Annotated in this window: 15 protein-coding genes; 10 read left to right on the forward strand and 5 right to left on the reverse strand. The window is 69.3% G+C overall.

Annotation, left to right across the window (positions count from 1 at the left end):
- Positions 1 to 61 precede the first annotated feature (61 nt).
- On the forward strand, positions 62 to 949 hold the full coding sequence (locus ACO073_RS22635; RefSeq protein WP_422000509.1) for a LysR substrate-binding domain-containing protein: 888 nt from the start codon (positions 62 to 64) through the stop codon (positions 947 to 949).
- On the opposite strand, the gene ACO073_RS22640 is transcribed toward ACO073_RS22635, so the two are convergent.
- Positions 941 to 1,867 (reverse strand): SAM-dependent methyltransferase, encoded by a 927-nt coding sequence (locus ACO073_RS22640; RefSeq protein ID WP_422000511.1) that lies wholly within the window; start codon positions 1,865 to 1,867, stop codon positions 941 to 943. The genes ACO073_RS22635 and ACO073_RS22640 overlap by 9 nt on opposite strands.
- 364 nt (positions 1,868 to 2,231) lie before the next feature.
- Here ACO073_RS22640 and ACO073_RS22645 point away from each other — a divergent pair, with 364 nt between their 5' ends.
- The gene (locus tag ACO073_RS22645; protein ID WP_422000513.1) at positions 2,232 to 2,819 is read left to right on the forward strand and encodes a hypothetical protein; all 588 of its coding nucleotides are present in this window, start codon (positions 2,232 to 2,234) and stop codon (positions 2,817 to 2,819) included.
- Positions 2,820 to 2,876: 57 nt separating this feature from the next.
- On the opposite strand, the gene ACO073_RS22650 is transcribed toward ACO073_RS22645, so the two are convergent.
- Positions 2,877 to 4,799: a serine/threonine-protein kinase gene (locus ACO073_RS22650; protein ID WP_422000514.1), complete on the reverse strand. Its 1,923-nt coding sequence runs from the start codon at positions 4,797 to 4,799 to the stop codon at positions 2,877 to 2,879.
- Positions 4,800 to 4,970: 171 nt separating this feature from the next.
- On the opposite strand from ACO073_RS22650, the gene ACO073_RS22655 reads away from it, so the two are divergent.
- From ACO073_RS22655 to ACO073_RS22675, 5 genes are read left to right on the forward strand one after another with little or no spacing between them, the layout of a single operon-like run.
- Positions 4,971 to 7,316 (forward strand): xanthine dehydrogenase family protein molybdopterin-binding subunit, encoded by a 2,346-nt coding sequence (locus tag ACO073_RS22655; RefSeq protein ID WP_422000515.1) that lies wholly within the window; start codon positions 4,971 to 4,973, stop codon positions 7,314 to 7,316.
- An 8-nt stretch (positions 7,317 to 7,324) separates the two neighbouring features.
- Positions 7,325 to 7,582, forward strand: coding sequence for a hypothetical protein (locus ACO073_RS22660; protein WP_422000517.1), 258 nt, complete (start codon positions 7,325 to 7,327; stop codon positions 7,580 to 7,582).
- Positions 7,583 to 7,591: 9 nt separating this feature from the next.
- A complete protein-coding gene (locus tag ACO073_RS22665; protein ID WP_422000519.1) occupies positions 7,592 to 8,131 on the forward strand; it encodes an ester cyclase in 540 nt (179 codons plus the stop codon).
- A gap of 39 nt (positions 8,132 to 8,170) precedes the next feature.
- Positions 8,171 to 8,737 carry a hypothetical protein gene (locus ACO073_RS22670; RefSeq protein ID WP_422000521.1) on the forward strand — a complete coding sequence of 189 codons (567 nt, stop codon included), beginning with the start codon at positions 8,171 to 8,173 and terminating at the stop codon, positions 8,735 to 8,737.
- 55 nt (positions 8,738 to 8,792) lie between these two features.
- Positions 8,793 to 10,157, forward strand: a complete 1,365-nt coding sequence (locus ACO073_RS22675) for a DUF2254 domain-containing protein (RefSeq protein ID WP_422000522.1) — start codon at positions 8,793 to 8,795, stop codon at positions 10,155 to 10,157.
- Here the strand turns inward: ACO073_RS22675 and ACO073_RS22680 are convergent.
- The gene (locus ACO073_RS22680; protein ID WP_422000523.1) at positions 10,061 to 11,353 is read right to left on the reverse strand and encodes a cation:proton antiporter; all 1,293 of its coding nucleotides are present in this window, start codon (positions 11,351 to 11,353) and stop codon (positions 10,061 to 10,063) included. The two genes, ACO073_RS22675 and ACO073_RS22680, sit on opposite strands and share 97 nt — an antisense overlap.
- Before the next feature lie 70 nt (positions 11,354 to 11,423).
- Here ACO073_RS22680 and ACO073_RS22685 point away from each other — a divergent pair, with 70 nt between their 5' ends.
- The 3 genes from ACO073_RS22685 to ACO073_RS22695 are packed head-to-tail and all read left to right on the forward strand — an operon-like array spanning position 11,424 to position 13,538.
- Positions 11,424 to 12,272, forward strand: a complete 849-nt coding sequence (locus ACO073_RS22685) for a hypothetical protein (protein ID WP_422000524.1) — start codon at positions 11,424 to 11,426, stop codon at positions 12,270 to 12,272.
- A gap of 42 nt (positions 12,273 to 12,314) precedes the next feature.
- Complete coding sequence (locus ACO073_RS22690) at positions 12,315 to 13,253, forward strand: hypothetical protein (protein ID WP_422000525.1); 939 nt, start codon at positions 12,315 to 12,317, stop codon at positions 13,251 to 13,253.
- 45 nt (positions 13,254 to 13,298) lie between these two features.
- Positions 13,299 to 13,538, forward strand: coding sequence for a hypothetical protein (locus tag ACO073_RS22695; RefSeq protein WP_422000526.1), 240 nt, complete (start codon positions 13,299 to 13,301; stop codon positions 13,536 to 13,538).
- 120 nt (positions 13,539 to 13,658) lie between these two features.
- Here the strand turns inward: ACO073_RS22695 and ACO073_RS22700 are convergent, their stop codons facing one another.
- Positions 13,659 to 14,081, reverse strand: coding sequence for a DUF2141 domain-containing protein (locus ACO073_RS22700; RefSeq protein WP_422000527.1), 423 nt, complete (start codon positions 14,079 to 14,081; stop codon positions 13,659 to 13,661).
- 26 nt (positions 14,082 to 14,107) lie between these two features.
- A complete protein-coding gene (locus ACO073_RS22705) occupies positions 14,108 to 15,484 on the reverse strand; it encodes an outer membrane protein (protein ID WP_422000528.1) in 1,377 nt (458 codons plus the stop codon).
- Positions 15,485 to 15,488 lie beyond the last annotated feature (4 nt).

Consider the following 15,488-nt stretch of genomic DNA (forward strand, 5'->3'; position numbering starts at 1 on the left):
CCGGGCGCCGCCGGGAGACGGTGCTTCTGGACAGATCGTTCGCCGGAGCGAACAATCGCACATGGACAGTTTCGCCGGCATCGAGGCCTTCGCCGCCGTCGTCGAGCGCGGCAGCTTCACCGCGGCGGCGGCCGCGCTGCAGACCGCCAAGTCGTCGGTCAGCGAGACGGTGCGCGGCCTCGAGGAGCGGCTTGGCGTGCGACTGCTCGAGCGCACGACGCGCCGGGTGCGGCCGACCGAGGCCGGCACCGCCTTCTATCGCCACTGCCGCCGGCTGCTCGACGATCTCGCGGGCGCCCGCCGCGAGGCCGAGTCGACGCGTCGTCAACCGGCCGGCCGCCTGCGCGTCGGCGCGCCCGACGGCTTCGCCGACCGTTACATCGTGCCTGGGCTGGGCGGTTTCCTCGCCGCCTACCCGACCCTCGAGATCGAGCTCGTCGAAGCCGCGGCCGCGGCGGACCTCGTCGAGCAGGGTCTCGACCTTGCCATCCGCGTCGTCGAACGCCCCGAGCCCAAGCTCGTCGTGCGGCGGATCGCGAGCTCGACCGTGATCATCGTGGCCACGCCGGGATACCTCGCCGCGGCCGGCACGCCCGAGACGCCGCGCGACATCCTGCGCCATCCGCTGGTCGGCTTCGCGCCGCTCGCCTGGCGCGACACCTGGCGGATCGGCACGGAGACGATCGCGGTCAAGCCGCGCCTTCTCATCAACACCTCCGCTTCGCTGCGCGCCGCGGCCCTGGCCGGGCTCGGTCTGGTCGCGGTGCCGGACTGGCTGGTCGCCGATGCGCTGGTAGCGGGGCAGCTCACGCGCGTCCTGGCCGACCAGGCGATGCCGCGCGGCGGCATCTACGCCGTCTACCCCACCAACCGCCTCCTGGCTTCGCGGGTCCGCCTGTTCGTCGACCACATCGCGCGCGATCTCAGGGCGCGCGGCCTGTCACGCTGATCGGCCCGGCGACGGACCTTCCAGAAGGAAGGTGAGCTCGTGCTTGTTGTGGTGCAGGTGGAGCAGCCGGGCGCCGGGAATGGCGGCGAAGGAAGCGGCACTGTCGTGGTCGGTGGCGCCCTGGAACTTCAGCGTGCACACGAAGTTTCGCACCAGCCCCGAGGCGCGCCAGGCCTCGACCAGGCGCAGCAGGCGCGCCGGATAGCAGACGATGTCGGAGCAGAGCCAGTCGACCGGCCCGACGGTCGCCGGCACCAGCGCGAAGGCGCTCTCGCCGCGCCACGTCACGCCCGGCATCGCGGCGATCCGCGGGTCGAGCGGCGCCTTGTCGACGGCGATGACCGAGGCGCCGAGCCGCGCCAGCACCCAGGTCCAGCCGCCCGGCGAGGCGCCAAGGTCGAGGCAGCGCTCGCCCGGCCGTGGCCATCGGCCGAGCCGCACGAGCGCCTCCCAGAGCTTGAGATAGGCGCGGTTGGGCGGCCCCGACCGATCCTCGACGAAGGCGACCTCGCCGTTGGCAAAAGGCGCGCTGCACTTTGCGGCGGCCAGCATCCGGTCGGGCGCGAGCAGCGTCCACGATCCGAGCGGCGCGGTGGGCGCCGCCGACGGGAAGACGACCGGCTTCGCCGACACGTGCGGCAGCCGCTCCTGGATCAACGCCGCACGCCGATGGTGCAGGGGCGCGTACATCGCCCAGTTGCGCTGGAGGTCGCGCAGCGCCCGGGCCGCGCCGCCGATCGAGGCGACCGGCAGCTCGACGCAGTCGTGCCAGACGTTGGCGGCCCAGGCCGACGGCACCGCCTCCCCCTCGGCGATCAGCAGCCGCTCGTGCCGTCGCAGCGCGGCAACGCCGGCGCGCTGCAGTTCCTCCTCGAGCGGGGCGAGGAAACCCTCGGCGGCGAGATACGCGGTGGTCATGGCACCCTCATCCGACGGCTGCCCGGCGCAGGCAAGCGCCGTCATCAAGGCGGCTTGCGATAGATCGGAAACGCCTCAAGGCAGGCACCCCTACCTTCAGCATCGAGCGTTCACCCGCTTCCCACCGAACGCTCGATGCTCTACAGCGGGATGAGATGAGGTGGAATCGCTTGCGATTCCACCTCGTCTCATCCGCGCGCACGACTGTCGTAGGTTGCCGGTGGGCATGATGAGATTGGCTGTTTCCAGCCAATCTCATCAAGCTTTAGGCGGTTGAATTTTTTCAACGAAGCGGTAACGGACAGGCCATGGCGCGGGCGGCTATGGTTGCGGCCGCGCTGTTTGCAAACGGAGGAGAGCAATCATGTTCAACAGGCGATACCTGATCAGTGCGGCCGTCGCCGGCTCGCTGGTGGCCGGCGGGGCGGCGCTGGCGCAGAGTCCGAGCCAGCCGATCGTCGGCATCTCGACGACCACCACCTACGCCGCCGAGGCCCGCATCACCGCCGTCGACCCCGCCGCGCGCACCGTGACCCTCGCCTTCGCCAACGGCACGACCGCCGTGCGCAAGGTCGGCCCGGCCGTCGCGAACTTCGCGCAGGCGAAGGTCGGCGACACGGTCATCATCGCCGTCGAGGAGAAGGACACGTTCGTGCTCTCGGGTCCCAACGCCAAGGCGCCGCGCGCCAGCAGCACCAGCGTCGCCGCCGCCGCTACGACGGGCAGCCAGGCCGCGGCCGTGGCGGGCAGCCAGTCGGTCGGCAACTGGTGGGTCACCGGCGTCAACCCGTCGGCGAACACCATCTCGGTGGTCAAGCCGGCCGGCGGCGAGGTGCGCACCTTCAACGTCACCAATCCGGTCGGCCGCGAGCAGCTGCCGCGCGTCAAGCCGGGCGACTATCTCACGGCGATCAGCAGCGACATCGCCGTCGTGGCGATCACCCCCAAGTAGGGCACCCCCAAGTAGGGCACCCCCAAGTAGGGCACCCCCAAGTAAGGTCGCGAGACCTCAGGGAACGATGGCCCTGTCCCGGCGCTCCGGCGCCGGGGCCGGACGCGGCGCCTCGGCCTGGCCGCCGGACGGCGCCAGCTTCCCCCGGTAGCTGACATCGATGCCGTGCAGGTCGAGGGTCAGGACGCCGGCCGACAGCCGCCCGCCGGCGGATGCCGGGTTCGTCGTGCAGCCGGTCGCCTCGTAGAGCCGCAGGCTGCCGCGAACGCCGCCGGCGCCGTCGATCGACAGGGCCACCGGCAGGGGCCCGCAGGCGGGATGGATCAGACGGCCGGTCAGCTGGTTGCCAACGAGCCGCAGGTCCGCCTGCATGGGCGCCAGCGTCCCCGGGCCACCGCCCGTCGCCGAGCCCGACAGGGAGCCGGCATAGACGCCCTCGATTCCCTCGACGGCGGGTGGGCGGATGCGCGGGGCCTCCGGCGGCGCGGGCGGCGCGGCGCGCAGCAGCGCCTGGCTCTGCGGCCGCGTGAGGAACCCCGTCGCTTCCTGGTCCTGGCCCTTCTGCCAGGCCGCGATCATCTCGCGCGACCGCGGGCCGAACGCACCGTCGGCGCCGCGTGTGTCGAAGCCAAGGGAAGTGAGACCGCGTTGGATTCGTTGGCGCTCCCCGACGCCGAGCCTGAGCGCCTCCTCCGTGCTCTCCGCCGAGGCCGTCCCGTCGGGAGCCGGCTTGTCCGGCGCCAGCGTCCCGCCGCCGGACGCGGACGCGATCACGGGTGACGGTTCGACGCTGGCACCGGCAGGTGACGGAGCCGGCGCCGCCGCCGTCTCGACCGGTGGCGCCGCGACGGTCGCGGCCTGCGGCGTGAGCGGCGGCGCGAACGTGTAGTACCCGAAGGCCGCCGCGAGCAGCACCGCCCCGACCACGGGCACCAGCCAGCGGCGCATCCCGGTCGGTCGCGCCCTGACGGCGAGCCGGGAGGGGCGAGTCGGCGGTGTGGGGGGCGTGGGCAGCGTCGGTGGCGTCGGCGCAGTCGCCGGACGGGTCGTCGCCGGCGCGGCGACGGCTGCGCGCATCACGATCGTCTGATCGTCCCCACGCAGCTCGCCGCGCATCAGGGCGCGCCATCCCGCAATGCTGCGTGGACGGGATTCGAGGTGAACGGCGAGACCCGCGTCGATCCCCACCACCATGCCCTCGGGCAACCCGTCGGGCCGGCGGCTCGCCAGCGGCTCGTACGCATCCTCCATCAGCCGGTCGAAGGCGCTCGGCGGCGCCTCGCCCGCAGCGGCGTAGTAGAGGGTCGCCGCGAGACCGTAGATGTCGGTCCAGGGCCCCTGCTTGGCCGCCGTGAACTGTTCGGGCGCGGCATAGCCCGGCGTGAAGATGGCAGTCATGGTGCGCGTGCGATCCGCCATCGCCGCCCGCGACGCACCGAAATCGATCAGGGTCGCCTTGTCGTCGGCGCCCAGGATGATGTTGGCCGGCTTGATGTCGCGATGCAGGAAGCCCGCCTCGTGCACCTTCTCGAGGCCGACCAGCAGCGGCCACAGCATGGCCTCGAAGGCGGCCGCGGGAAGCGGGCCACCGCCGCGCACGCGGTCCTCCAGCGTTTCACCGCGCAGGCGCTCCATGACGATGTAGGCCGTGCCGTTTGCCTCGAGGAAGTCGAACACGCGCACGATGGCCGGCGCCTCGTGCAGGTTGGCGAGTGTCCGGCCCTCCTCCATGAAGCGCTCGCGCCCCCAGCCGAAATCGTCGGCAACGGCGGTCGAGCGCGGCAGGACCGACTGCCCGTCCTGGCGTACCGCGAGGGTCGCCGGCAGGTATTCCTTCACGGCGACCTCGCGTCCAAGCTGCGTGTCGCGGGCGAGGTAGGTGATCCCGAATCCGCCCTGGCCGAGCACCTCGAGGACCTCGTAGCGGCCGATGGCGCTGCCGACGGGCAGCGCCACATAGTCGACGCGCTCGGTATCCACGGGCCCGGGCGACGCGACGGAGGGGGACGGGGTTGGGGTCATGCTGGCGGCCGCGGAAGCAACGTGGCCCTGCCAGGGACGTTGCATTGCAGCGTGCGGCTCCTTCCGGCGTCGCAGGGCTGGTGACACGCTTCGCGGGGCCTTGGTAACCTCCGCCAAACGGAGGAAGCCATGGCGAAATTCGGTATCGGTCAGTCGGTTCGCAGGCTCGAGGATCCACGCCTTCTGACCGGCGGGGGGCGCTATACCGACGATACCCGGCTCGACGGCCCGGCGCCGGCGCGCGCCCATGTGCTGCGCTCGCCGCACGCCCATGCCGACATTCGCCGGATCGACGCGGAAGCGGCCCGCAAGGCGCCGGGAGTGCTCCTGGTGTTCACCGGCGAGGACGTGAAGAAGGCGGGCTTCGGCGATGTGCCCTGCATCGTGCCCCTCGACAACCGGGACGGCACGCCGCGCGGCGACACGCCCCGTCCCATGCTGGCCCAGGACCGCGTGCGCCATGTCGGCGACCCGGTGGCGCTGGTCGTGGCCGAGACCCTGGAGCAGGCGCGCGACGCCGCCGAGCTGATCGAGGTCGACTATGCGCCGCGGCCGCACGTCGTCGGCACCTTCGAGGCGGCCCAGCCCGGTGCGCCGCTGGTGCACGACCACATCAAGGACAATATCGTCTTCGACTGGGCGATGGGCGACCAAGCCGCTACCGACGCCGCCTTCGCCAAGGCCGACCGCGTGGTCAAGCTGCAGATCGTGAACCAGCGCCTGATCGTGAACTCGATGGAGCCGCGCGGCGCCATCTGCACCTACGACGGCAAGGACGACCGCTCGACGCTGTGGCTCTCCTCCCAGGGCGTGCACATGATCCGCCCGGTGGTGGCCGACATGATCCTGAAGATCGGCTCGCCGAAGCTGCGCGTGCGCACCGGCGACGTCGGCGGCGGCTTCGGCATGAAGATCTTCGTCCACCCCGAGTATCCGATGGTGGTGTGGGCCTCGCGGACGCTGAAGCGCACCGTGAAGTGGATTCCCGACCGCCAGGAGGCCTTCCAGTCGGACGTCCAGGGGCGCGACCATGTCTCGATCGCCGAGATGGCGCTCGACAAGGACTGCCGGTTCCTCGGCTGCCGCATCACGACCTATGCCGCGCTGGGCGCCTACCTCAACCATTTCAGCGTCTTCATCCCGACGCTGGCCGGGAGCTCGATGCTGGTTGGCCTCTACCAGACGCCGGCGGCCTACATCAACGTCAAGGGCGTGATGACCAACACCGTGCCGACCGACGCCTATCGCGGCGCCGGCCGGCCCGAGGCGGCCTACCTGCTGGAGCGTTTCGTCGACCATATCGCGCGCGAGACCGGGCTGGCGCCGGACGAGATCCGGGCGCGCAACCTCATCAAGCCGGCGCAGATCCCGTTCGCGACGGCGCTCGGCGACACCTACGATTCGGGCAACTTCGAAACCGTCATGCGCAAGGGCATGGAGAAGGCCGACTGGAAGGGCTTTCCGGCCCGCCGCGCCGCGGCGCTGGCGCGCGGCAAGTGGCGCGGCATCGGCATGGCGACCTATGTCGAGAAGTGCGGCGGCGGGCCGCCGGAAACGGCCGTCGCCAAGTTCAACGACGACGACACAGTCACGATCTTCGTCGGCAACCAGAGCAACGGCCAGGGCCAGGAAACCGCGATCCGCCAGATCGCCTCGGCGCGGCTCGGCATCGACGCCGACCGCATCCGCTTCGTGCAGGGCGATTCCGACACGGTGCCCGAGGGCATGACCGGCGGCAGCCGCATGGTCTCGGTGGCCGGCACGGCCACGATCGGCGTCGCCGACAAGATCATCGCCAAGGGCAAGCTGGTCGCGGCCAGCGTCATGGAAGCGGCGGCGGCCGACATCGACTATGGCGACGGCGCCTTCAGGATCGTCGGCACCGACCGCACGATGAGCCTGTTCGAGGTCGCGCGGGCGGCGAAGAACCCGAAGCACGTGCCGGCCGGCGAGCAGCCCGGGCTCGACGACGAGTTCACGCGCACGCCCGCCGCCGACACCTTCCCCAACGGCTGCCACATCTGCGAGCTCGAGATCGATCCGGACACCGGCACGCTCGAGATCGCGAACTACAGCGTGGTCGACGATTTCGGCGCCGCCCTCAACCCTCTGCTGCTGCAGGGCCAGGTCCATGGCGGCGTCGGCCAGGGCGTCGGCCAGGCGCTGACGGAGAAGACCGTCTACGACCCGGAATCGGGGCAGCTGCTCAGCGGCAGCTTCATGGACTATGCGCTGCCGCGGGCGGACATCGTGCCGCACGTCCACTTCGACTTGCACAACAGCCCCTGCACGACCAATCCGCTGGGCGTGAAGGGCGCCGGCGAGGCTGGTGCGATCGGCGCGCCGCCGGCAGTGGTCAACGCCATCGTGGATGCCATATACCCGCACACCGGCGTCAAGCACGTCGACATGCCGGTGACCGCGTCCAGCCTCTGGGCGACGATCGCCGCCCATCGTACCAGGAAGGCCGCCTGAGCATCATCATGACCGAACACCGCAAGGACCTCGTCGACGCCCTCTCCCAGTCGCTGAAGGCGATCGACGACGACTACAAGGAGGAGATGCGCGAGCTGCGCATCCTCTTCGAGGACGCCAAGAAGGAAGCCGAGAAGAACGAGCCGGACAGCGTCAAGCTCAGGGCGCTGCTCTCGGACGGCAACGAGATGGTGAAGACCTTCGCCGGCCTCGATCCGGTCTGGCAGGGCGTCCAGCGCGTCGCCCGCCTGTTCGGGATGCTGTAGGGAGGACCCATGCCCGATCTCGCAGCCCTCTGGGAGGCGCATTGCCGGCACGAGTTCGAGACGCGCGACGTCGACGCCACAATGGCGACCATGGTCGAGCGGCCCTACGTCAACCACGTGCCGACGATGACCGGCGGGGTCGGTCACGACGAGCTCAAGCGCTTCTACAAGTACCATTTCATCGGCGGCAATCCGCCCGATACCGAGCTCAGGCCGGTGAGCCGCACCGTGGGTGCCGACCAGATCGTCGACGAGCTGATCTTCTGTTTCACCCACACCAGCGAGATCGACTGGATGCTGCCGGGCATCCCGCCGACGGGGAAGCGGGTCGAGGTGCCGCTCGTCGCCATCGTGCGCTTCCAGGGCGACAAGGTTGCGCACGAGCATATCTACTGGGACCAGGCCTCGGTGCTGGTCCAGGTCGGGCTGCTCGACCCGAAGGGGCTGCCCGTGGCCGGGGTCGAGACCGCCCGCAAGGTCACCGACGAGTCCCGGCCCAGCAACGCGCTGATGACACGCTGGCCGCAGAGCGCCGGCCGGCCGATCTGATCCGGCCGCAGCGCGCCCCTGGACAATCCGTTTCCGGACGTGCGCCGTCTCCCTGCCTTCCTCGTCTCCCTCGCGCTCGTGCTGACCGGCTGCTCGGCCAGCGGCACGATCGGCGGCGCCTACTGGGATCCCGCCTACGACTATGGGGAGTTCTTCGCCGTCACCGACGGTCGCAACTTCCAGGTCGTGATGGACGGCGCGCCCTTCCCGCGCCTGCCGGCCGACCAGGTGCGACGGGCCCTGCTGCCGGTCATGCAGGCCGCCAAGCCGCGCCCCAACCTCACCTTCACCTATGACGGCCCGCCCGAGCCGGTCAGTCCCTACTACCGCCTCGTCCTGGTGTTCGACGCCGCCAACGACCTGACGGCGGCGCGGGTCTGCGCCGGCGAGGTCCGGCACCGGCCGCCGGTCGCGGCGCGGCCGTTCAACGTCTTCGCCATCTACTGCCGCAACGACCTCGCTTTGTCGTTCACGACGGCCTGGACCGACGCCACCGGGCCCGACGATCCCCGGGTCGAGGCGCTGTTCGCCCAGCTCTTTCTCGTCGTCTTCGACGATTCCCCGAGACGGCGCTGGCGCGTCGCGCCATTCTTCGTCGGCTTTTGATCGTTTCGCCGGACGGCGGGCCGGGAGCCGGCGTCACCGCCAAGCGTTGAGGTTCATGCCCCTGCAACTCTCGGACCGCACCCGCACCTTCCTTTCGGCCATCCGGCTGCTGGCCGTGTGGGACCGGCTGCGCACCAGCTTCTGGTTCCTGCCGAGCCTGATGACGATCGGCGCCATCGCACTGTCCTTCGTGCTCATCGCTGTCGACGGCATGATCGAAGAGAAAGTCTATCGCGAGATCGACTGGGTCTACCTGTTCGGCCCCGAGGGCGCCCGCGCCATCCTGGCGGCGATCGCCAGCTCGATGATCACCGTTGCGGGCCTCACCTTCTCGATCACCATGCTGACCCTGCAGCTCGCCTCGTCACAGTTCGGACCGCGACTGCTGCGAAACTTCATGAGCGACCGTGGCAACCAGGTCGTGCTCGGCACCTTCATCGCCACGTTCGTCTACTGCCTGCTGGTGCTGCGAACGGTCAAGGGGGTCGAGGGGTCGAGCTTCGTGCCGCACATCTCGGTCGCGGTCGGCGTCCTGCTGGCGCTGGCGAGCCTCGCAGTGCTGATCTACTTCATCCACCATACCGCCCAGTCGATCCGCATCGAATCGGTGCTGGCCGGACTGGCCGCCGAGACCCGCGAGGCGATCGACCGGCTCTACCCCGAGAAGCTCGGCCACGAGGCGCCGGACGAGGCCTCGCCCGACGACGTGTTTCCGCCGGAAGGCACCACAGCCTGCGCCCTGCGACCGCGCCACAGCGGCTACGTCCAATTCATCGATGCCGACACGCTGATGGCGCTGGCCAGCGAGCACGACCTCGTCGTGCGCGTGCTGGTCGAACCGGGAACCTTCGTGACGCCGGACCGCACCTTTCTCGAAGCCGCGCCGGCAGAGCGGATCGACGACGGCAGAGCCGATGCGTTGCGCCAGGCCATGGTCCTCGGCGACGAGCGGACACCGGCCCAGGATCTCGCCTTCTCGATTCGCCGACTCGTCGAGATCGCCCAGCGTGCCCTGTCGCCCGGCATCAACGATCCCACCACCGGCCTCTACTGCGTCGACCGTCTGACCGATGCGCTGGTCCGCCTTGCCGGCCGCGGCGTACCCTCCGCCTGCCGCGCCGACGACGACGGCAAGCTGCGGGTGATCGTCGAGACGCTGGACTTCGACATGCTGGCGACCAACGCCTTCGCCGCCATCGCGCGCTATGGCGCGAAGGACGCCGACGTCCTGCACGGACTGCTGGACGGGCTCGAACGCGTCATCGCGGCCGCCGGACCGCAGCCCGACAGCGGGCTGGCCACCCTGCGCGGCGAGCTGCGGCGTCAGGAGGGCGTCGTCGCCTTCCCGGTGAAGAGCCGACGGGCGGCGAACCCCACGACCGGCGCCTGCAACAGCACCGACAGCAGCACGACGACATAGGTCGACGACACGATCAGGCCCTTGTAGGGGCCTGCCGGGACGGACAGGGCGAGGGCAATGGAAATGCCGCCGCGTACCCCGCCCAGCACGAGAATGGCGTAGGACTCGCGCGTGAGGCGGAGGAGCCGATAGGCGAGCACCACCGGCACGCCGACCGAGGCGGCCCGTGCCACCAGGACCAGCGGGGCGGCGGCGAGCCCGAACACCAGGAACCACGGCTCGTCGAGGACGATGATCACCTCGAGGCCGATCAGCAGGAAGAGCACCGCGTTCAGGATCTCGTCGATCAGCGACCAGAACTTGGTGACATGGTCGCGCGTGATCTCGCTCATCGCCAGCGACCGGCCATGATTGCCGATGATCAGACCGGCGACGGCCATGGCGATTGGACCGCTGACCTCCAGCCGGTGGCACAGCGCATAGCCGCCCATGACCAGCGCGAGGGTGATCATGACCTCGAGATTGTGCTCGTCGATCGAGCGCAGGGCGACGAAGGCGATCCATCCCGCGACGGCACCGACCGCCGCCCCGCCCAGTGCCTCGAGGACGAACAGGCGGCCGGCCTCGGCCAGGGTCGCCTCCCCCGTGCCGGAGGCGACGCCGAGCAGGATGGAGAAGACCACCACCGCGATGCCGTCGTTGAACAGGCTCTCGCCGGCGACCGTCGCCTCGAGCGGGGCCGGGACCTTGGCCGACTTCAGGATGCCCAGCACCGCCACCGGATCGGTCGGGCTGATCAGGGCACCGAACAGCAGGCACCACAGCAGCGGGAGTTCGAGCCCGAAAACCTCTGCCAGCGCCCAGGCGCCACCGCCGATGAAGGCGGTCGAGGCGAGCACGCCGAACAGGGTGATGATCCCGATCGCCCATTTCGACCGCCGCATCTCGTGGAGGTCGATATGGAGGGCGCCCGCGAACAGCAGGAAGGAGAGCATGCCTTCCATCAGCGCGAACCGGAAATCGATGCCCTCGATCGCCTGCCGCACCGCGTGGCTGCCCTCGGCCGGCAGGAAACGGTCGAGGACGACGACGATCACCGAGGCCAGTGCCCCCATGATGGTGAGGCCGGTGGTCTGCGGCAGGCCGAGGAACCGGTAGTTCAGGTAGCCGAACACTGCGGCGCACAGCACGACCACGGCGGCCGCATCGAACGGATTGAAGAGGAACGACATGCCCGCCTGCAACGTTATCTGCACTTCTAGCTCTGCAAATATGTCGGGATGGACCCCGACGCAATCCGCAGGCAAGCTTGGCGCGAGGCTCGCTGTGTTCCAGCTCCTGTACGACGCCCGCCACAAGGTCCTGATGACCCGCCTCCACGGGTCCTACGCGGAGCGCGACATCGTCCTGCGTGACAAGGCAGTGGTGCGCTTCGTCGCCCAGCACGGCCTGGTGCGGGGTATCATGGACTTCACGGGCGTCCAGGAGGTCGAGGTCTCGATGGACGTCATCGTGCGGCGCTGCGAGGGGCCGCCCCTCCTGCCCGGCCAGGCCCGGGTGCTGGTGGCACCGCACGATCCGGCCTACGGGCTCAACCGGGTCATCGCCGCCCACCAGTTCTACCGCCGTGGGGTCGAACCGCTGCTGGTCCGCACCCTCGAGGATGCCTACCTCGCGCTCGCCATCGAGAATCCCGATTTCCGGCCGCTCGATGTCGGTCCCGAAAGCCGCCTCGAGAGCTTCGCCCACGACATGCTGACGGCCCTCGAGACGCGGTACGCGCCGCCTCCCGACGAAGAATACGAACGGATGCGCCGCAACATGCTGAGGCTCCTCGACAACGCGCTCAGCCGTGCGCCTGCCACCCGCTCGAAGGCGGCCATCACCCTGGGCGACGTCCTGAACACGGCGATGACCGCAGCCCGGGTGAACGATACGGACCTGCAGGTGGCCTGCCCGTCCTGCAACGAACGGCGGCCGCTTTCGCAGTACAGGCTGTCGTCGGGCCGCGAGACGACCTACGCCTGCCGGTCGTGTGGGCAGGCCGCGCTGACGCTGACGCCGTCCGAGCACTGCGACCGGTCCGATCCGGGCTACGTGATCGGCCGCTTTGTCGTGCACACGGCCAGCGACATCGAGTATCCCGGCGGCGTGCTGCCAAAATGCGAGCCATGACCCCCGTCCCTGGCCTATAGTCCCGCGGCCAAGGGAGACTCCATGAGCCAGAAGACGAAGGAAGCCGCGCACCCCAGCATGCGCGCGCGCCATCTGCCGACGATCAAGCCGGGCAAGTATGCCGATGGCATGCCCTACGACGAGATCCGCTATCTCGAGTGCAAGCTGATCCTCAAGCCCAACCACTTCAATTCGCGGCAGAGCCTGTTCGACTTCGCCAAGGTGCTGCGCCGGCCGGCGCGCGAGACTGGTGTTCGCTTCGAGCCGGTGTCCTGGCAGGAACGCCCCCTGGCCATACGCGAGGTCCTGTTCGTCGATACCCACGACTTCCGGCTCTACAACAACGCCTTCATCCTGCGCCGCCGCATCCCCTACCAGGACGGCTTTCCGATCGGCCTGCCCGAGATCGTCTGCAAGTACCGCCATCCCGATCCGCAGAAGGCCGCCGAGCTCGACATGCGGCCGCACATCCCGGGCGACTACCGCATCAAGTTCAAGGCCGAGGCCCTGCCGCTGAAGGACGGGCTGGGCGGCATGCGCATGCTCTACTCGCACAATGTCGAGTTCCATCTCAATGCGGCGCTCGCCGTCGATCGCATGTCGATGGAGCGCATCTGCGAGGCGCTGCCCGTGCTGCACTCCCTCACCTTCGACCATGCCGACCGGGCCGAGCTGGTCGGCGGCACGATCGTCGAGGAGGTGCTGCAGGACATCGGCGAGCTCGACTTCGGCAACCGCGTGTCGGCGATGGCCAACGTCGCGCTGTGGCGCAACCGCGGCGATCATGCGCCGCTGATCGGCGAGTTTGCCTTCCAGCTCAAGTTCCGCCGCCGCGAGGACCTGACGGACGAGGCCCTGGCGCGCGCGGAGGCCTTCTTCCTCGCTCTCCAGAACGAGGCGCGCGACTGGATCCAGCTCGGCGCCACCAAGACCGGGGTCGTCTATCGCCTGAAGGGCAACCCGCCGAACGCCCACGAATAGCGCGCATCTTCCGGCCGCGACGGTCGTTACCGGTCCGGAGGAACCATGGCCAAGTCTTCACACAGCGCCTCGAAAGACGTCGCAAGCGCCCCGCGCCTCTCCACCCGCTCCCGCCGTCCGACCACGGAGAAGGAGCGGCTGCAGCCCGGTACCGAACCGCAGCGCGTGCCGCAGCCCCAGCCGCCGCGGTCGCGCCATCGCAACGCAGCGGCCCTGCCCGGCAGTCAGAACGCCGATCTGAAAGGACCCAAGCCGAAGCGCGGCCCGCGCGGCATGGGTACCTGAAGCGCCCCCTTCGGGCGGCGCATTCCACCCCGCGCAGCCTCTCGCCGCCATCGCATGTTCAAGGGTCGCTCACGAATCTCGCGCGACGTCAGACGCGCGGCGACCGCCGCCGCCGGGCCCCTAGGGATAGGTAATCGTCACGGGCCAGGTCGTGGGACCACCGGGATAGGCGTAGGCGGCAGAGTTGAACGGCGGCGGGCCCATGCCGATCGTGGCGTTGCGGGAAAAGCCGTAGGGGTCCTGCGGCATGCCGAACAGGCCGGTCTCCATCTTGGTTTGGCCGGGCCTGGCCTTGAAATAGGCGACCGCATAGGTGCCGGGCGGCACGTCGGCAAAGGTACATGTCGCTTGCCCGTTGGCGATAGGCGCAACCGCTCCCTTGTATTCCTGGCCGTCCTTCGGGAAGGTCGACGGCGAATTGAACAGGCCGCATCGAATGCTGCCTGTGTTGTCGCGAATGCCGCCGACGACGACGTTGATGGTATTGCCCTGCTGGCCTTCCGCCGCTCCCCCCACGAGACCGGTGACGACGGCGACCGCCATTGCCAGTTTCCTTCCACTCATCGTCATCACTCCTCGGCTCGCGCGACCAAAGTAGATCCTCCGATTCCGAACTTGTAGGACAGGCCGGCCCGGATCGTATGGTTCGAAGGCTGCATGCTCAGTCCAGGCAACACGTCCTTCTGCTCGAACTGGCTGAAGCGATATTCGAGGCGCGTCGTCCACCCGCCGGTGACGACGGTCTCGATGCCCGGGGCGACCGTGAAGCCGCTGAACGTGTTGTCGTTCTGCAAGTAGCCCGTCGCGCCCGGCGTGGTGAAGCTGGCCGTTCCCTGGACATTGAGCTGGCTATAGCCGCCTGCCGCATAGATCAGCGTCGACGGCATCGGCAACCAGCCCACCCGACCCATCACGCTCCACTGCCGATTGGCTTCGAGGGTCCCGTAGGCGTTGCCGACGGGGCTGTTGATGTTGGTCGTGCTGCGCAGACGCATCCAGCTGAAGTCCGCCAGAATTCCGACCAGGGCCTGGGGTGCGAACTGCCAATCCGCACCACCGAAGAATCCGCCGATCAGACCCTGACCGCCATTGTCGAAGTTCGCGAACGTCCCCGGGGTCGCCGTGGCCCTCACGCTGCCGAAGCCCATTCCGCCTCCAGCGGCGACGCCGCCGTAGACGCCGGTCCAGTTGGTCATCGCCTGACGTGCGGAGCCCAACGAGTTCGCCGACGAGACGACGCCCAACCCGCCGAATCGATAGGTCAGGCCGGCACGCACGGCGTGAGTCGAGGGCTGCATGGCGATGGCCGTGCCGGGCACGTTGGCAGTGCCGTATTGGCTGTAGCGATACTCCAGCTTGGCTGACAGGTTGTCGGCCAGCATGGTCTCGAAGCCCGGCCCCACCGTCCACCCGTTCACGGTGCTGCTGCCCGAGAAATTGGCCGTCGCCCCGAACCCCGATGCGTAGGACGAGGTATTGATGACCAGACCGGTGTAGCCGCCCGTCAGGTAGAGCAAGGTCGTGGGGCTGGCGAGAAACCCCGTGCGGGCCAGGACCGCCCAGCCGAGCCCGGCATACTGATTGACCCCGGCGACCGCGCCGGGCGTCTGGGCATTCACCCCTCCCTGGCCGCCGCCATAGCTCAACTCGGCCATCAAACCGAGGACGCCACGCTGAGTGATCTGGTAGTCGACACCGCCATAGATCGAGCCCAGCACGCCGCTGGCGCCGCCGCCGTCGAAACTGGAGGCTACCCCGGCGCCCCCGGAATTGAGTCGATTGACCATGCCGCCGGCGCCGAAGGCGGCCCCGACATAGAAGCCGGTCCAGACCGGACCGAAATCCTTCTCTGGAATGGAAACGGGAGAGGTTTGGGCGTGCGCCGGCCACGCGTATGCTGTCGCGGCGACGGCCGCGATGCAGAGAGAACCGATTTTCCGCTTCATTCTC

This window comes from Reyranella sp. (assembly GCF_965229815.1).
Classification (GTDB): domain Bacteria; phylum Pseudomonadota; class Alphaproteobacteria; order Reyranellales; family Reyranellaceae; genus Reyranella.